The sequence below is a fragment of the Rhodococcus coprophilus NBRC 100603 genome (assembly GCF_001895045.1).
Lineage (GTDB): Bacteria > Actinomycetota > Actinomycetes > Mycobacteriales > Mycobacteriaceae > Rhodococcus > Rhodococcus coprophilus.
Genome location: NZ_BDAM01000003.1, coordinates 329,593 through 345,648 on the forward strand (window position 1 = coordinate 329,593; position 16,056 = coordinate 345,648).

16 protein-coding genes are annotated in these 16,056 nt (G+C 67.6%); 2 read left to right on the plus strand and 14 right to left on the minus strand.

What is annotated here, in order from left to right:
* From RDCOP1_RS07380 to RDCOP1_RS07390, 3 genes are all read right to left on the minus strand, one after another.
* Complete coding sequence (locus tag RDCOP1_RS07380; RefSeq protein WP_072699437.1) at positions 1–1,404, minus strand: WS/DGAT/MGAT family O-acyltransferase; 1,404 nt, start codon at positions 1,402–1,404, stop codon at positions 1–3.
* On the minus strand, positions 1,401–1,841 hold the full coding sequence (locus tag RDCOP1_RS07385) for an HAD-IA family hydrolase (RefSeq protein WP_072699674.1): 441 nt from the start codon (positions 1,839–1,841) through the stop codon (positions 1,401–1,403). Before RDCOP1_RS07385 ends, RDCOP1_RS07380 begins: the two co-directional genes overlap by 4 nt.
* 63 nt (positions 1,842–1,904) lie before the next feature.
* A complete protein-coding gene (locus RDCOP1_RS07390) occupies positions 1,905–2,699 on the minus strand; it encodes an SDR family NAD(P)-dependent oxidoreductase (protein WP_072699438.1) in 795 nt (264 codons plus the stop codon).
* A 77-nt stretch (positions 2,700–2,776) separates the two neighbouring features.
* On the opposite strand from RDCOP1_RS07390, the gene RDCOP1_RS21155 reads away from it, so the two are divergent.
* Positions 2,777–3,190 carry an SDR family NAD(P)-dependent oxidoreductase gene (locus tag RDCOP1_RS21155; protein ID WP_084722489.1) on the plus strand — a complete coding sequence of 138 codons (414 nt, stop codon included), beginning with the start codon at positions 2,777–2,779 and terminating at the stop codon, positions 3,188–3,190.
* 154 nt (positions 3,191–3,344) lie between these two features.
* A complete protein-coding gene (locus RDCOP1_RS07400) occupies positions 3,345–3,851 on the plus strand; it encodes an Rv3235 family protein (protein WP_072699440.1) in 507 nt (168 codons plus the stop codon).
* A gap of 33 nt (positions 3,852–3,884) precedes the next feature.
* Here the strand turns inward: RDCOP1_RS07400 and secA are convergent, their stop codons facing one another.
* From secA to RDCOP1_RS07455, 11 genes are all read right to left on the minus strand, one after another.
* The gene (gene secA / locus RDCOP1_RS07405) at positions 3,885–6,671 is read right to left on the minus strand and encodes a preprotein translocase subunit SecA (protein WP_231923089.1); all 2,787 of its coding nucleotides are present in this window, start codon (positions 6,669–6,671) and stop codon (positions 3,885–3,887) included.
* A 184-nt stretch (positions 6,672–6,855) separates the two neighbouring features.
* Complete coding sequence (gene hpf, locus RDCOP1_RS07410; protein WP_072699442.1) at positions 6,856–7,521, minus strand: ribosome hibernation-promoting factor, HPF/YfiA family; 666 nt, start codon at positions 7,519–7,521, stop codon at positions 6,856–6,858.
* A gap of 209 nt (positions 7,522–7,730) precedes the next feature.
* Positions 7,731–8,375 carry a ComF family protein gene (locus RDCOP1_RS07415; RefSeq protein ID WP_072699443.1) on the minus strand — a complete coding sequence of 215 codons (645 nt, stop codon included), beginning with the start codon at positions 8,373–8,375 and terminating at the stop codon, positions 7,731–7,733.
* 45 nt (positions 8,376–8,420) lie between these two features.
* On the minus strand, positions 8,421–10,202 hold the full coding sequence (gene lpqB, locus RDCOP1_RS07420; RefSeq protein WP_072699444.1) for an MtrAB system accessory lipoprotein LpqB: 1,782 nt from the start codon (positions 10,200–10,202) through the stop codon (positions 8,421–8,423).
* Positions 10,199–11,836, minus strand: a complete 1,638-nt coding sequence (gene mtrB, locus RDCOP1_RS07425) for an MtrAB system histidine kinase MtrB (RefSeq protein ID WP_371836807.1) — start codon at positions 11,834–11,836, stop codon at positions 10,199–10,201. Before mtrB ends, lpqB begins: the two co-directional genes overlap by 4 nt.
* A gap of 116 nt (positions 11,837–11,952) precedes the next feature.
* A complete protein-coding gene (gene mtrA / locus RDCOP1_RS07430; protein WP_072699446.1) occupies positions 11,953–12,630 on the minus strand; it encodes an MtrAB system response regulator MtrA in 678 nt (225 codons plus the stop codon).
* A 5-nt stretch (positions 12,631–12,635) separates the two neighbouring features.
* Positions 12,636–13,301 (minus strand): dTMP kinase, encoded by a 666-nt coding sequence (locus tag RDCOP1_RS07435; RefSeq protein WP_072699447.1) that lies wholly within the window; start codon positions 13,299–13,301, stop codon positions 12,636–12,638.
* 31 nt (positions 13,302–13,332) lie between these two features.
* A complete protein-coding gene (ahcY, locus tag RDCOP1_RS07440) occupies positions 13,333–14,802 on the minus strand; it encodes an adenosylhomocysteinase (protein ID WP_072699448.1) in 1,470 nt (489 codons plus the stop codon).
* A 111-nt stretch (positions 14,803–14,913) separates the two neighbouring features.
* Positions 14,914–15,636: a TetR/AcrR family transcriptional regulator gene (locus RDCOP1_RS07445; RefSeq protein ID WP_084722490.1), complete on the minus strand. Its 723-nt coding sequence runs from the start codon at positions 15,634–15,636 to the stop codon at positions 14,914–14,916.
* 66 nt (positions 15,637–15,702) lie between these two features.
* Positions 15,703–15,888, minus strand: coding sequence for a rubredoxin (locus tag RDCOP1_RS07450; RefSeq protein WP_072699449.1), 186 nt, complete (start codon positions 15,886–15,888; stop codon positions 15,703–15,705).
* A complete protein-coding gene (locus tag RDCOP1_RS07455) occupies positions 15,885–16,052 on the minus strand; it encodes a rubredoxin (protein WP_072699450.1) in 168 nt (55 codons plus the stop codon). Before RDCOP1_RS07455 ends, RDCOP1_RS07450 begins: the two co-directional genes overlap by 4 nt.
* Positions 16,053–16,056 lie beyond the last annotated feature (4 nt).

Consider the following 16,056-nt stretch of genomic DNA (forward strand, 5'->3'; position numbering starts at 1 on the left):
TCACCTACTGGCATCCGACAACTCCTCGAGCGATTCGTGCAGCAGCGACGTGAGCACATGCACGTCGGGCATGGCGTCGCGGTCCGCATTCAAACCGTAGTAGATCTTTCCGTCGTACGACGTCAGCGCGACACTCAAGGCCTGATTCTTGAGCAACGGCGAGACCGGATACATCCCGAGCAGTCGTGCCCCTCCCAGATACAGCGGGTACTGCGGCCCCGGCGCGTTGGTGATCATGACGTTGAACACGCGCTGCGAGAAACTCGATGCGACGCGCGCACCCACGGCGTGCATCGTCGCCGGCGCGAACCCCGACAGCCGGAGCATCGACTGCGCCGCGACCCGCCTGCGTTCCCGCGAGTACGCCTCCCCCGCGTGGGCGATGTGGGACAACCGCACCACGGCATTGGGTTCCCCCACGGGCAGGTCGACGAGGAACGACGACACCTCGCCCTGAGGGTGGACTTGAATGGTCTCGTCCGTGCCCTCGGTGGCATGCACGTAGACCGACATGGGCACCATCGCACGCACCACCGTGGCCTCGGTCAGCGGTTCACCGCGAGAGAGCAGCCAGTACCGCAGGGCACCGGAGATCACGGCGAGCACCACGTCGTTGACGCTGCATCCGTACCGGGACCGGATCTTCCGGTACGGCTCGAGATCGGATTCCACGACAGCGAACCGTCTGCTGCGCGAGATCGTCGCGTTCAAGGGCGACTCGGGCGCCGACTGCGCCGCGGTCCGGGCGAGCCGCCCGATCACGTCGACCGTGCCGGTCAGGGTGGATGCGAGGTTTCCCACGGCGGAGCGCACGGCAGCGGCACCTTCGCCGGGCCGCGCCACCAGTTCCGCGAGGGCACCGACGAGCAGGGCCGACTCCGACGGCTCCTGCTCCGGCATCCACAGTTCCTCGGGCACCTCCCGCGGGTCCGGATTCTTGTCGAACAGAACCTGACCGATCTCGAGGGACTGCTCCCCGTCCACGAGCGCCGAATGCGTTTTGGTGAACACCGCGCACCGGTCGCCGGCGAGTCCTTCCACGACGTACATCTCCCACAGCGGACGAGTCCGGTCGAGGGGTCGCGAGATGAGCCGGGCGATGAGGTCGTGCAACTGGTCGTCGGATCCCGGGCGCGGAATCGCGGATCTGCGCACGTGGTACGTGATGTCGAAATCCCGGTCGTCGATCCACACCGGCCGCGAGAGACCGAACGCCACCTCGCGCACCTTCTGGCGGTACCGGGGGACTTCCGCGAGCCGCTGCTCGACCAGTTGCAGGACGCGGTCGTAGTGAACGCCACCCTCGGGTGGCTCGAGAATCGCGAGCGAGCCGATGTGCATCGGCGTATTGCTCGTCTCCAGGTAGTAGTACGACGCGTCCTGCGCCGTCATCCGACTCGTCATGGCGGATAGTCCCCCTCACCCCCGCGTGACCGGGATCGTCCTGCCGTGCCGAAGAGAACGTCGAGTTCCGCCAGCACGGTGTCGGGACCATCATGGTGGACGCCGACCATCCCCGCAGCCACCGCGCCGCGCACGTTGCCCGTCAGGTCGTCCACGAACACGCATTCGGCCGGATCGAGACCGAGACGCTCCGCGACGAGCCGGAAGCTGGCGGCGTCAGGTTTGGCGACCCCCACATCCCCGGAGAGGACGACCTCGTCGACCAGCGTGCCGGCCAGGTCGCGCAGCCATTGGCCGTGCGGTCCTCCCGGATCGTTGCTGAGGATCGCGGTGCGCACCCCGCGGCGGCGCAACCCGGCGACCAACGCCGCGAGGGCTTCGGGATCCGTATCGGGGCCGGCGAGCACGCCACCGAAGTCGAGCACCAGTCCGCGCAGCACGGACCCACCCTAAATGTTCCGCCGCCCGCGCATCGACGGACTTGCCGGTGAGCCGCGGCATCAGACCCGCAGGCTAGCCGCCATCGCCGCGAGCGCCTGCCGGCGAGGCATCGTCACGAGGGTGTCGAATTGCGCGCGATAGTGCTCGCTCGGTACATAGATCGGTCCGTTGTTCAGATTCTCGAGTGCGCCCCGGGCGACGTCGTCCGGATCCATCAGGTGTCGCAAGGTAGCGGGATCGATGCCCTGAAGACGGGGTGCCTCGGTGTCGGTTGCTCCCGGACAGAGTGTCAGCACATCGATCCCCGCGGGAGTCAATTCTCCCCAGAGGGCTTCGCCGAGCGCGTTGACGTAGGCCTTCGTCGCCGAGTACGCGGCGGAGTACGGGCAGCCGAGAAGTCCTTCCACCGAACTGGTGAATACGACGCCGCCGCGACCGCGTCGCCTCAAGCGTGGAACTAGAGCATGTGCCAACCGCGTCGGTGCCTGACAGTTGACGGCGAGCATGGACGCGAGAGTGTCCGCGTCACCGTCCTCGAACGGGCCCTTCACGCCGAACCCGGCATTGCTGACCAGCAAGCCGATATCGGTGGTCGCCTCTTTCCCGAGCAGCCGGTCCACGGCGGCGGGATCCGAGAGATCGGTCTCGTGCACGGTCACCCCGACGCCGTGTCGGCAGCGCAGTTCGGCTGCAAGCTCCTCGAGCCGGTCGAGTCGGCGGGCGACGAGTATCAGGTCCAGACCGGCTTCCGCCAGAAGGCGGGCGAACGACCGGCCGATGCCGGACGACGCACCGGTCACCAGAGCAGAGGGGCCGTATCTGAACGCGAAGTCCCCGGCACTGTCCTCGGTCATGCGTTCTCCGGCCTTCGAAGGGACAACCTCTTGTACCGCAACCTGCTCGAAAATATAGTTTCGGAAATCGAGATAGCATTCTTGGCAAGGTCGCGCCGGTCACCGGGGCCAGCCGGGGGGTCGGGGCGGCAACGGCTCTCGCTCGCGCCGACACCGGGTACGCGGTCGCGTGCGTCGCTAGACACGAACCGACCCTCGCCGCACCCCCCGGAACGCTCGACGACGTCGTCGACGCTATTCGTGCCCGTGGCGGCACCGCGATCGCCGTGCCGGTGGACCTGTCGAACCGCGAACAGGTCGCGGCCATGGTCGAACAGACCGTTCACCTGGATGGTCGACCAACCGCCGAGTACTCCGGGCGGCTCGAGAGCATGGTTCATCTGGCTCATCGCGAAGGGATCATGCCTACGGTGGCTACACGGCCCCTCACCCCGACCGAAATGTCTACCGGTGTCCACGACAACGAGGAGCGCGTGTTCGTGGACGGCTGACGGTTACACCGCATGTCGCCACCCGGGCTCGCCGCGAGACATCCGGCGAGCACGGGCCCGCCGGATATGTCACGATATCGGCGGTTCGTCCTCTCCCGGACCTCGTCGCACCGGCCCCGCGCCGGTACCGTCCATGCCCCGGGAAGGACCCCGTATGACGCATACCCGCACCGGCCGATACGTGCGCCCCGTCGCCCCTTTCGAGCCGCCCGCACAGGAACGGTGCGCGCTGCACCGGCCACTCATCTCACCCCGCACATCGCCGCATGACGGCCGATCCCCACGTCCGGTCGCGGCGCCACCGCTGTCGCCGTCGCCGCCGCCGGCGCCCCGACCCGACCCCACCGCCGTCAGGTTTGCCGACGCGGCGGTGCGTCTCGTCCTCGAAGTGGTCGACGGGCGTCGTCCGGTAGCGCAACTCGCCGCGGTTCTCGACCCGGCACTGGTCACGGCGGTCTCGGCACGCCGGTCGAATGCCATGTCGGGAACAGCGGTGCTGCTCCGGACCCGCCTCCACACGGTCGACGCGGACACGGCAGAACTGTCCGGCACCTACACGCGCGGCGAGCGGGTGTATGCGGTCGCCGGCCGGATCGTGCGGAGGGCGCCCGGACCGCGAGCGCCGCACCCCTGGACGATCACGACCCTGTGGCTCGGGTGAGCCACAGGGTCGTGAAGGGTTGGTTCTCGACGGTCAGTGCCGGCGACCGGACTTCGCGTCGCGGCGCGCGGCCGCGCGGCGTTCCTTGCGGCTGGCGGTCGCTTGGCCGGGGGTCGGCGACGCGGCGTCCCCACCGCTGCGGCGCGCGACGTGCGCACGGCCGTCTTCTGCGGGACCGCTGTAGGTCAGGCGACGCTCGCCCTCGTCCAGACCCTGCGCTCGCAGCACGGCAGGAGCCGGAGCGACCGCCGGCTGAGCCGGTGCGCGCGACGGAGCGGGCTGCCCCACCCGAGGCGCCGTACGCGCCACAGCGGCGGCAGAGGCCGGTGTCACCGAGACTCCGGTGCCCTGGGCTGTCTGCGGCTGCGCCGCCTCCACCTTGAGGTTGAACAGGAACCCGACCGACTCCTCCTTCAGCCCCTCGAGCATGGCGGTGAACATGTCGAAGCCCTCGCGCTGGTACTCCACCAAGGGGTCGCGCTGCGCCATCGCGCGCAGGCCGATGCCCTCCTTGAGATAGTCCATCTCGTACAGGTGCTCACGCCACTTGCGGTCCAGAACGGAGAGCAGCACCCGGCGCTCGAGTTCGCGCATCGCGTTCTCGCCGGCCAGCGACCGGAGTTCGGCCTCGCGACGCTCGTACGCCGCACGGGCGTCCGCGAGCAGCGCTTCGCGCAGATCGTTGCGGTCGAGATCCTCGTTCTCGGCGAGCAGCGTCTTGTAGTCGATCCCGACCGGGTAGAGCGTCTTCAGTGCGGTCCACAGCTGTTCGAGATCCCAGTCCTCGACGTAACCGTCGGCGGTCGCGCCGTCGACATAGGCGGTCACCACGTCGGTGAGCATGTGCTGCACCTGGCCCTCGAGGTCCTCACCACGGAGGATGCGCCGGCGCTCCGCGTAGATCACGGTGCGCTGCTGGTTCATCACCTCGTCGTACTTGAGGACGTTCTTACGGATCTCGTAGTTCTGCTGCTCGACCTGCGTCTGCGCGCTCTTGATGGCCTTGGAGACCATCTTCGCCTCGATCGGCACGTCGTCGGGCAGGTTGAGCCGCGTCATGATCGACTCGAGCGCAGCGCCGTTGAACCGTCTCATCAACTCGTCACCGAGCGACAGGTAGAAACGTGACTCACCGGGATCGCCCTGGCGACCGGAGCGGCCACGCAGCTGGTTGTCGATACGCCGGGATTCGTGACGCTCGGTGCCCAGCACGTACAGGCCACCGGCCTCCCGGACCCGATCCGCGTCTTCCCGGACCTGCTGCTGCACCGCGGGGAGGGTTTCGTCCCACGCGGCCTCGTACTCCTCCGACGTCTCGACCGGATCGAGTCCGCGCTTGCGCAGCAGGGTGTCGGTGATGATGTCGGGGTTACCGCCGAGCACGACGTCGGTGCCGCGACCGGCCATGTTGGTCGCGACGGTGACCGCGCCGGTCCGCCCGGCCTCCGCGATGATCTGCGCTTCCTTCTCGTGGAACTTCGCGTTGAGGACGTTGTGCGGGACGCCGCGCTTCGTGAACTGCTTCGACAGGTATTCCGAGCGTTCGACGCTGGTGGTACCGATCAGGACCGGCTGGCCGTTCTGGTGGCGCTCCACCACGTCGTCGACGACGGCGGCGAACTTCGCTTCTTCCGTCTTGTAGATCAGGTCGCCCTGGTCCACGCGGACCATCGGGCGGTTCGTCGGGATCGGGATGACGCCGAGATCGTAGATCTGGTGCAGCTCGGCGGCTTCGGTCTCGGCGGTGCCCGTCATACCCGACAGCTTGTCGTAGAGGCGGAAGTAGTTCTGCAGCGTGATCGTGGCGAGCGTCTGGTTCTCGGCCTTGATCTCGACGTGTTCCTTGGCCTCGATCGACTGGTGCATACCTTCGTTGTAGCGACGGCCCGAGAGCACGCGGCCGGTGAACTCGTCGACGATGACGACCTCGCCGTCGCGGACGATGTAGTCCTTGTCCTTGGTGTAGAGCTCCTTGGCCTTGATGGCGTTGTTCAGGTAGCTCACCAGCGGAGAGTTGGCCGCCTCGTAAAGGTTGTCGATCCCCAGCTGATCCTCGACGAACTCGACGCCCGCCTCGTGCACGCCGATCGTGCGCTTGCGGATGTCGACCTCGTAGTGGACGTCCTTTTTCAGCAGCGGGGCGATCCGAGCGAACTCGGCGTACCACTTGCTCGACGCGTCTGCGGGACCCGAGATGATGAGCGGCGTGCGGGCCTCGTCGATGAGGATCGAGTCGACCTCGTCGACGATCGCGTAGTTGTGGCCGCGCTGAACGAGGTCGTCGAGCGAGTGCGTCATGTTGTCGCGCAGGTAGTCGAAGCCGAACTCGTTGTTCGTGCCGTAGGTGATGTCGGCGTTGTAGGCCGCGCGGCGCTGGGCCGGGGTCATGCCGGACAGGATCACGTCGGTCTCGAGCCCGAGGAAGCGGTGGACGCGCCCCATCCACTCGGAGTCGCGCTTGGCGAGGTAGTCGTTGACCGTGACGACGTGGACGCCGTCGCTCGAGATCGCGTTGAGGTAAGCGGGCAGCACACAGGTCAGCGTCTTGCCCTCACCGGTCTTCATCTCGGCGATGTTGCCGAAGTGCAGGGCGGCACCACCCATGATCTGGACACCGTAGTGCTTCTGTCCGAGCACGCGGAACGACGCCTCACGCGCGGTCGCGAAGGCCTCGGGCAGCAGCTCGTCGAGCGATTCCCCGTCCTCGTAGCGGCTACGGAACTCGTCCGTCTTGGCCCGCAGTTCGGCGTCGGTCAGGGCCTCGAACTCCGGGGAGAGGGATTCGACATGCTCGGCGATGTGCTTGAGCCGCTTGACCATGCGACCTTCACCGATCCGGAGCAGCTTCGTCAGCGACAGCACTGGTGTGTTCGTCCTCAATCTCGGGTACCTGCACGGACAAGAAAATCCGGCCGAGGCCTTGCGGACCCCGGCCGGATTCCATGGTAGGCGTTCTACCGGAGTTGCTGCGACGGTGTTGCGCCGAGACCGCTCCGGGCACTGCTCACACGAGCTTGATCAAACCGTAGTCGAAGGCGTGGCGCCGATACACCACGGACGGCTTGTCGGTCTCCTTGTCGTGGAACAGATAGAAGTCGTGCCCGACCAGTTCCATCTCGTAGAGAGCGTCGTCCACGGTCATGGGCTCGGCCTTGTGTTCCTTGACGCGGACGATCCTGCCGGGACCCTCGGGCTCCTGGTCATGTCCGTCGAACGGGAGGTCCGGCGAAATCGCCAGGTCGTCGTCCTGAGCGAGCTTGGCGGTGGCTTCTGCAACGGAGACCGGGGTCTTGTCGCCGTACGAGACCTTCCGACGTTCCTTCGTCCGCCTCAGACGGGCTTCGAGCTTGGCGATGACCGACTCGAATGCCGCGTAGAAGCTGTCCGCGGAAGCTTCCGCCCGCGCGACCGGTCCCTTGCCTCGTGCCGTGATCTCGACCCGCTGACAGCTCTTCTTCTGACGGCGGTTGCGCTCGTGCTGCAACTCCACGTCGAAGTGGAAAATCGTCGGATCGAACCGTTCGATTCGAGCAATCTTCTCGGATACGTAGATCCGGAAGTGGTCCGGAACCTCTACGTTGCGGCCTTTCACGACGATCTCGGCCTGGGGGCCTTCCGTGGTGGCATCTGCCTCGCCGACGGAAACCTGGGTCTTCGAAGGGGTCGTCACAAGTACCTCCCGAATACGGCCGGCGCAGCCTGCACGCCGGGCATGTCGATGAGCGCAAAGAGCGCCCGCCCGGAAGCGGAAGAATGAGCAGTTACACCCTTCTACCTTGTTGTTTCCGGGTCTGATGGCGACGGTAGTCGGTATCTCGGACGCATGCCACCCTTGCGGTCCAATTCACTTTTTCGACACCCCGCGTACCCCCGGGGGTCTCATGCGTGTGCTAACACGAGCACGCCGACAGGGTCGAAACCCGCCGCCCGGAGCACCCGAATCGACTCCGCGGCGGTAGCCCCGGTCGTGACGATGTCATCGACCAACAGCACCTGCCGCGTGCGCGGGACACCCGCCTCCCGTACCCGGATCCTGCCGGCCAGATTGCGGTGCCGCTCCGCCGCGGACAGGCCCACCGAGTCGCGCACACCCCGGGTGTGGACGAGGAGCCGATGCACGGCCAGGCTCGGGTCGTGCCCGGCGCCGACGTGGGCCGCGCGGGTCACCGGATCGCCGCCGCGCGACCGCGCGACCCGCGGACGGGTGGGTGCGGGCACGACGGTCGTCGGGCCGGGGGCCAGTTCGCCCCAGCGCCGCAGCCGGGACACCGCCACCGCCCACGCGAGTCCGAGCGGCACGGCCAGATCGCGGCGGCCTCGTTCCTTCGCGGCGATCACCGCACGTCTCCGAGGGCCCGCGTACGTGCCCAGACTCCACACCGGTACCCCGGGGTCGCCTCGCAGCCGAACGGTCGCGGGCGGATCGTTGAGAGCCCGCGCGCACGCGCGGCACCACGCCGTCGCGGGCGCGCCGCACCCCCCACAGGCGAGGGGCAGCACGAGATCGAGGAGCGACGACAGCACCCGTGCAGTGTGACGTGCCGCACCGACACCACCGGCACCCCGAGGTCAGCCCGGCAACACCGGAATCGCGGTCAGCCCGGCCAGTCCCGGCACCTCACGCCAGTAGCGGTCGTCGGCGGGGTCGCGGTTGTTGAGCTGGAACACCGCGCGCGAGTCGGCGACGAACTCGGCGGTCGTCGACGCCTCGACGGCGATCACGGGCGGTGTCAGGTTGCGACTGGGCAGGGCGTCCATCCGGGAGCCGTCCACCGCGATCTGCACGACCGGCATGTCCGACGCCGCCCGCGACACCACCACGGTGTCGGGGCTGCTCCAGTCGAGCGAAAGCGCCGGTCCACCGAGGCCGAAGCCGATCTCGCGGGGGCTGGTGAGGGAGAACTCGCCGTTGGGCGTCTGCACGACGGTCGCGACGTATACCCGTCCGTCGATGATGAGGGCGGCGCGCACTCCGTCCCGCGACAACCGTAGTTCGGTGATGCGCCCGCCTACCACGCGGAGAGCGCCGGCTTCGACGCCCACGACGGTCACGCGGCCGGTTCCCGGTTCGCGAACGGCTCTGACCACGGCCATGCCGTTCACCACAGCCCAGACCGAGGTGTTGTCGGGAGACCACGTGGGGCGGGTGATCGATTGTCCGTCGACGGCGGGCTCGGCCACATCGGCGCCGTACGCGCCGACGATCAGCTGGGCGGCCGGCTCGGGCGCGACTCCCCCGGTCTCGGCGACCGCTGCCACGAGTTCACCGTCGCGTGACAGGGCGATCGACTGGAGGTTGTCGGCGGCCCCGAAGAATCCGGGTACAGGGGTCACGCCCGTCTCCGCGACGCCCACGAGTCCGCCACGCAACAGCGCGTGCAGGCCGATGGTGGCACTGGAGGTAGCAAGCGGGTTCATCGATGCCACGTCGGCGGTCGTCCAGCCGTTCGGGAATCGTTCGTCGAGAGGCTGGTGATCTGCCAGCAGCACGTACGGCCCCGAGATGTCGGCGTTGGCAAGCGTCCATACGACCTGGGCGGCGAGAAGCTCCCGGTCTCCTTTGCTCATCGATCCGACGCCCTGGAAGTCGACGCGGATACCGCCGAGGCCGACGCCCACCTGACCGGTCCGGCCGTCCGCCTTGGTGACGGCACCGACCACGGTGACGTCCTCGAGGAGGTTGCGAACCGCTGATGCCAGGGATGCCTTCGGCCCCTCCACGAGCAGCCCGATCAGCTGGGCAGCCGTCTGCTCGGGATTTCCGGTGATCCATCGCGGATCCGGAACGACTGTCTCGCCGGACGGTTCGACGAAGTACAGCGATCGCCGTTCGTAGCTGTTGAGGAAGCGCGGACGGTCCATGATGACCCCGTTGGGCATCGCCTCGATCCGCCATTCACCGCCGTTCCGCACCAGCGTGAATTTCGCTTCGAAGTCGCCGTCGGCAGCCCGGTAGACGCCGCCCTGTTCGAGGTAGCCGACGATGTTCGCCCGGACGACGTACGTCGCGCGATCGCTGTTGCGGCTCTCGGCGAGGACGTCGACCTTGTCGACGATCGTCGCGCTCGCCGCGTCGTCCCAGCGCGCCGACATCTCGGGAGTCAGGAACTGCCGGGCCGCGACGTGCCTGTTCGTCGGTTCGGTGCTGGCCTGCAGGAAATCACGGAGCAACAGATCCGGTTCGCGCCCGGGGACGGGCGTCGCGACCTCGGTGGTCGCGGGGGTGGGATCGATGGTGCCGATGGCCTGCGGAGACGACGAATCGGGCAGGGTCGCACACCCCGAGACGACCAGCGCCACCACGCACATCACGACGGTGAGCGCGGCCCGGATCCGTGCGGTGGGATTCATGTCGGCGCTCCTTCCGAAGACGAGGGCGCAGCGTTGTCCGCCGGGCCCTGCCGCTCGTCCGGACCTCCGGACGGCGATGCGGGAGCCGCATCGCTCTCCGCCGGTTCGACCGGCGAATGCGGCGGCTTTCCCTGGATCGCGTGTGCGGCACCCGGCACGAGCGGGACGGGGCTGCGCCCGACCTTCCGGCCCCGCTCTCGCGGCAGCGTCAACCGGAAGCTCGCGCCCCGGCCGGGTTCGCCCCACGCCTCGAGTTTCCCGTTGTGCAGATTCGCGTCCTCCACGCTGATCGCAAGGCCCAGCCCGGTGCCGCCGGAACGGCGTACCCGCGACGGATCGGAGCGCCAGAAACGGTTGAACACCAGTTTCTCCTCACCCGGGCGCAGCCCTATGCCCTGGTCGCGGACGACGAACGCCACCGCGTTCTCGTCGGCCCGCAGGCGCAGCAGGATCGGCTTCCCCTCGCCGTGGTCGATCGCGTTGGCGAGCAGATTTCGCAGGATCCGCTCCACCCGCCGGGGGTCGACCTCGGCCTCGACGGGTTCGTCGGGCAGGTCGACGATCAGCTCGGTGGCAGTCTCGCGCGCGAGGTGCCGGACCGTGGACACGGCCGCTCGCGCGCACATGCGGACGTCGAGTCGTTCGGAGGCGAGTTCGGCGACGCCCGCGTCGTGGCGGCTGATTTCGAGAAGGTCGCCCAGCAGACCCTCGAACCGGTCGAGTTCGGCGACGAGCAGTTCGGACGCACGTTTGAGGGACGGGTCCAGTTCGTCGCTGCCGTCGTGGATCAGATCCGCCGCCATCCGCACCGTGGTCAAGGGGGTGCGAAGCTCGTGACTGACGTCGGAGGTGAACCGTTTCTGCAGGTTTCCGTACTCCTCGAGCTGGGTGATCTGGCGCGACAGGCTTTCGGCCATCTCGTTGAAGGACATTGCCAGACGCGCCATGTCGTCCTCGCCCCGGACCGGCATGCGCTCCTTGAGGCGGCCGTCGGCGAACCGCACCGCGATCCGGGACGCAGACCGGATCGGCAGCACCACCTGACGCGCGACGATCATCGAAATAGCTGCGAGCAGCACGAGCAGTACACCCGCGCCGACGAGCAGCGTGCCCCGCACGAGCGCGAGCGTGCGTTCTTCACCGCCCAGAGGGAACACCAGGTAGAGCTCGAGTGTCGAGATGGCCGACTCGGTCGGGCTGCCGATGATCAGCACCGGCCCGGTGTATCCGTTCGGGTTCGAGACCGTCGCGAACTGGTAGGCGACCTGACCGTTCTGCACGAACGCGCGCAGGTTCTGCGGGATCTGCTCGGCGGGTCCGCTCGCGGTCGGGGCGCGGGGTCCGTCTCCGGGGACGATGAGCACCGGGTCGAACGTGCCGGCGACGCCGGTGTCCTGGCCGCTGTCGCCAGCGCGGCTGGTGAGAGTGGCCGCCGCGCCGTCGAGCCGGACCGCCAGCGACCCGGAGTCGTCGGCGCCGGCGAGTTGCCCCTCGACCAGCGCGCGGGAACGGTCCATCTCTTCGGTCGCGGCGTCGATCTTTGCTTCCAGCAGCCTGTCGGTGATCTGGCTGATGAGGACCACGCCGAGCACGAGCATCACGATCAGCGACAGGGTGAGTGTCGAGACGACCACCCGCAATTGGAGCGATCGTCGCCAGGTGTGCGCGAGTCTGCTGCTGACCGACCGCGACCACCTTACGAGCGGCAGCGTCCTTCGTGCGATTCGCCGCCGCAGCCGGAAGCCACGGGTCACGGCGGTCCGGCCTTGTAGCCGACCCCCCGCACCGTGAGCACCGCTTCGGGATTCTCGGGATCCTTCTCGACCTTCGCCCGCAGGCGCTGGACGTGAACGTTCACCAGACGGGTGTCGGCTGCGTGGCGGTAGCCCCAGACCTGTTCGAGGAGGACCTCGCGGGTGAACACCTGGCGCGGCTTACGCGCGAGTGCCACCAGCAGATCGAATTCGAGCGGGGTGAGCGAGATCAGTTCGTCGCCGCGGGTGACCTTGTGTGCCGGAACGTCGATCGTGATGTCGCCGATCGACAGGACTTCGGCAGGTTCCTGCTCGGTGCGCCGCAGCCGGGCGCGCACACGCGCCACCAGTTCCTTCGGCTTGAACGGCTTGACCATGTAGTCGTCGGCACCCGACTCGAGGCCGAGAACCACGTCGACGGTGTCGGACTTGGCAGTGAGCATCACGATGGGTACGCCGGAGTCGGCGCGGAGCACGCGGCATACATCGATGCCGTTCATGCCCGGAAGCATGAGATCGAGCAGCACGAGGTCGGGGCGGATCTCGCGCACGGCACCGAGCGCCTGAGTGCCGTCGCCCACTACGAACGGCTCGAATCCTTCGCCGCGCAGCACGATTGTGAGCATTTCGGCGAGTGCTGCATCGTCGTCGACTACCAGAATCCTCGGCTTCATAACCTCTATCGTGTCACCCCTTCACCTTCGCGAAGCAGATTTGAGATGCGAACGGCGAGTTGTTGCGTATCGGTCTCGGCGTCCGCCACCGTCCACTGTGACATCCAGTGCCGCTGCGCCAGGCCGTCGTATACCTCGCCGGTCCGGTGCTGGAGGTCGCCGTCGCGTTCGTAGGCGTCGCGCTCCCGGCCGGCGTCGGTCTGCGCGCGATTTCTTGCGCGCTCCGCCGCCAATGCAACGGGAACGCGAAGCAGAACCTGAAGATCGGGTACGGGCAACCCGAACCTTTCGTATTCGAGGTGCTGTATCCAGTCGACCGACGGCCCTGCGGCATCTTCGTGGTGCCGGGCGGCCGTGTACGCCGCGTTGGAGGCGACGTAGCGATCGAGAAGCACGATGTCGTTGGCCGCGAGCATGTTCCTCAGGCCGTCGGCGGCGTCGCGTCGATCGAGCGCCCACAAGAGCGCCATCGCCTCGATGCTCGACGCGGTGTCGCCGTGCTGCCCGCGCAACGCCTCGGCGCCGAGATCGGCGTGGATCGACTCGCCGTACCGGGGAAACGCGAGCGTCGCCACCCGCGCTCCCTCGGCACGCCACGCCTCGACGAGACCGGCGGACAACGTCCGTTTCCCGGCCCCGTCGAGACCCTCGACGACAATCAGACCACCCATAGTGCTGCGCTTCTCGCCGCCGATCCCGCTCTCAGTAGCGGTAGTGCTCGGACTTGTACGGCCCCTCGACGTCGACACCGATGTACTCGGCCTGCTCCTTGGTCAGCTTCGTGAGCTTGCCGCCGAGCGCCTCGACGTGGATCTTCGCGACCTTCTCGTCGAGATGCTTGGGCAGGCGGTAGACCTCGTTGTCGTACTCGTCCGGCTTGGTCCACAACTCGATCTGTGCGATCACCTGGTTGGCGAAGGAGTTGCTCATCACGAACGACGGGTGGCCGGTCGCGTTGCCGAGGTTGAGCAGACGGCCTTCGGACAGCACGATGATCGAATGCCCGTCGGCGAAGGTGAACTCGTCGACCTGCGGCTTGATGTTGATCCGCGTGACGTCGGCGGACCGCTCGAGGCCGGCCATGTCGATCTCGTTGTCGAAGTGACCGATGTTGCCCAGGATCGCCTGGTGCTTCATCGCCTTCATGTGATCGAAGGTGATGATGTCCTTGTTGCCCGTCGAGGTGATGACGATGTCGGCCTGGCCGATGAAGTCCTCGACGGTGACGACGTCGTAGCCGTCCATCAGCGCCTGAAGCGCGTTGATCGGGTCGATCTCGGTGACCGACACGCGGGCGCCCTGGCCGCGGAGTGCCTCGGCGCAGCCCTTACCCACGTCGCCGTAGCCGCAGACCAGAGCGGCCTTGCCGCCGATGAGCACGTCGGTGCCGCGGTTGATCCCGTCGAGCAGCGAGTGCCGGGTGCCGTACTTGTTGTCGAACTTGCTCTTGGTGACGGAGTCGTTGACGTTGATGGCCGGGAACGCCAGTTCACCGCCTGCGGCGAGCTGGTACAGCCGCAGCACACCCGTGGTGGTCTCCTCGGTGACGCCCCGTACGGACGCGGCGATCGCGGACCACTTGCCGGCGTCGGCGTCGAGCGAGTTGCGCAGCAACTGCAGGAACACCTGGTACTCGGCGGAGTCGTGCTCCTCGTCGACGGGCGGCACCACGCCGGCCTTCTCGAACTGCGCGCCCTTGAGCACGAGCATGGTGGCGTCGCCACCGTCGTCGAGGATCATGTTGGCGGGTTCGCCGGGCCAGGTGAGCATCTGCTCGGCAGCCCACCAGTACTCCTCGAGGGACTCACCCTTCCACGCGAACACCGGTACGCCCTTGGGCTCTTCGGGGGTGCCGTGCGGGCCCACGACGATGGCGGCCGCGGCGTGGTCCTGGGTGGAGAAGATGTTGCACGAGGCCCATCGGACCTCGGCGCCGAGCGACACGAGCGTCTCGATCAGCACGGCGGTCTGCACCGTCATGTGGAGCGAGCCCGAAATCCGTGCGCCCTTCAGCGGCTGCACTTCGGCGTATTCGCGACGCAACGACATCAGCCCCGGCATCTCGTGTTCCGCCAGCCGGATCTCCTTGCGCCCGAACTCGGCGAGGGAAAGATCGGCGACCTTGAAATCGAGACCGTTGATCCGGTCGGCGACGAGCGTGGTGTCAGACACGTGCAGATGCCTCTTCCTGTCGGCAGACAATTCTTCGAACAAATCAGTTGCAACCAGGCTATACAACCTGCGGCGCTACGGTACGCCCGGTACGAGCGCTCCGCTGAGCGGTCAGCCGGTGAGCGCGGCCTTTTCCACGAACGGCACGAGCAGGTCGGCGAGATCTGCGGCGACGTCGTTGCCCGACACCGGCGGCATGGAGATGAAGCTGAGGGCGACACGCACGATCGCGCGCGCCAGGATCCCCGCGTCCGTGGCGGACGCCGACACCCAGCTGTGCTCGAAGGTGTCCGCCAGCCGGACCGAACCGCGTTCGAGGATCGGCGCGACATCGGTGGTGATCAGGCGCAACAGGTCGGGCTTGGCCTCGCCGTCGAGGAGTGATCGCACCAGCGGGTCGGCGGCCGACGCGGTGAAGAACAACGTGAATCCGTCGACGAGTGCCGCACGCGCGTCTCCGACGTGCGCATACACCGAGTCGGCGACGGCGTCGGTGAACTCGTCCACCAGGCGCAGCGCGTACCCCTGGGCCAGCCCTTGGCGCGACGAGAACTCCTTGTACAGCGTCTGCCTGCTGATTCCCGCGGCTCGCGCGACGTCGCTCATCGTGACGGCGGACCAGTCCCGCTCGAGGAGCAGGTCCCGCATCGCATCCAGAATCGTCGAGCGTAGAAGGACACGACTCGCCTCGTGGAACAGCACACGCACGGAGGCCGAGGCCGGTGTGTCGCCCGGTCGCGCTGCCGTGCCGGGGCCCTGCGGTGCGGCAACGCCCGCGGCGCCCGGTAACCCGGTCGACCCGTCGGACCCGCCCCCGGGTTGCGCACTCACCATGGCGGTGACGCTCTCACGGCTCCACGTGCGCGTCAAAGCAGAGCGACGCGTCCCGGTGACGGCGGTTCATCGCCGGACGATCTCGATCATTTCGAAGTCGGCCTTTGCGGCACCGCAGTCGGGGCACGACCAGTCCTCGTCGATGTCCTCCCAGCGGGTGCCCGGCTCGATGCCCTCGTCGGGCCAGCCAAGCTTCTCGTCGTACTCGAATCCGCACACCAAGCAGCGGAACAGCAGGAACTCGGTACTCATCGCGCATGCTCCTCGAAATCGACCTTCTCGCGGACCCCGCAGTCGGGGCAGCACCAGTCGTCGGGAAGGGCATCCCAGGGAGTGCCTGCGGGAAATCCCTCTCGCGGGACGCCGAGCGCCTCGTCGTATACGAAGTCGCACACCGGGCAGCGGTACGCAGCCATGGTT

Bases quoted from the DNA above. Each gene is read 5' to 3' on its own strand.
- RDCOP1_RS07450 (WP_072699449.1), bottom strand. From the start codon at position 15,888: ATGAGTACCGAGTTCCTGCTGTTCCGCTGCTTGGTGTGCGGATTCGAG.
- lpqB (WP_072699444.1), bottom strand. From the start codon at position 10,202: ATGAATCCCACCGCACGGATCCGGGCCGCGCTCACCGTCGTGATGTGC.
- RDCOP1_RS07390 (WP_072699438.1), bottom strand. From the start codon at position 2,699: ATGACCGAGGACAGTGCCGGGGACTTCGCGTTCAGATACGGCCCCTCT.
- RDCOP1_RS07455 (WP_072699450.1), bottom strand. From the start codon at position 16,052: ATGGCTGCGTACCGCTGCCCGGTGTGCGACTTCGTATACGACGAGGCG.
- RDCOP1_RS07445 (WP_084722490.1), bottom strand. From the start codon at position 15,636: ATGGTGAGTGCGCAACCCGGGGGCGGGTCCGACGGGTCGACCGGGTTA.
- secA (WP_231923089.1), bottom strand. From the start codon at position 6,671: ATGGTCAAGCGGCTCAAGCACATCGCCGAGCATGTCGAATCCCTCTCC.
- mtrA (WP_072699446.1), bottom strand. From the start codon at position 12,630: ATGAAGCCGAGGATTCTGGTAGTCGACGACGATGCAGCACTCGCCGAA.
- RDCOP1_RS07400 (WP_072699440.1), top strand. From the start codon at position 3,345: ATGACGCATACCCGCACCGGCCGATACGTGCGCCCCGTCGCCCCTTTC.
- RDCOP1_RS07435 (WP_072699447.1), bottom strand. From the start codon at position 13,301: ATGGGTGGTCTGATTGTCGTCGAGGGTCTCGACGGGGCCGGGAAACGG.
- RDCOP1_RS07380 (WP_072699437.1), bottom strand. From the start codon at position 1,404: ATGACGAGTCGGATGACGGCGCAGGACGCGTCGTACTACTACCTGGAG.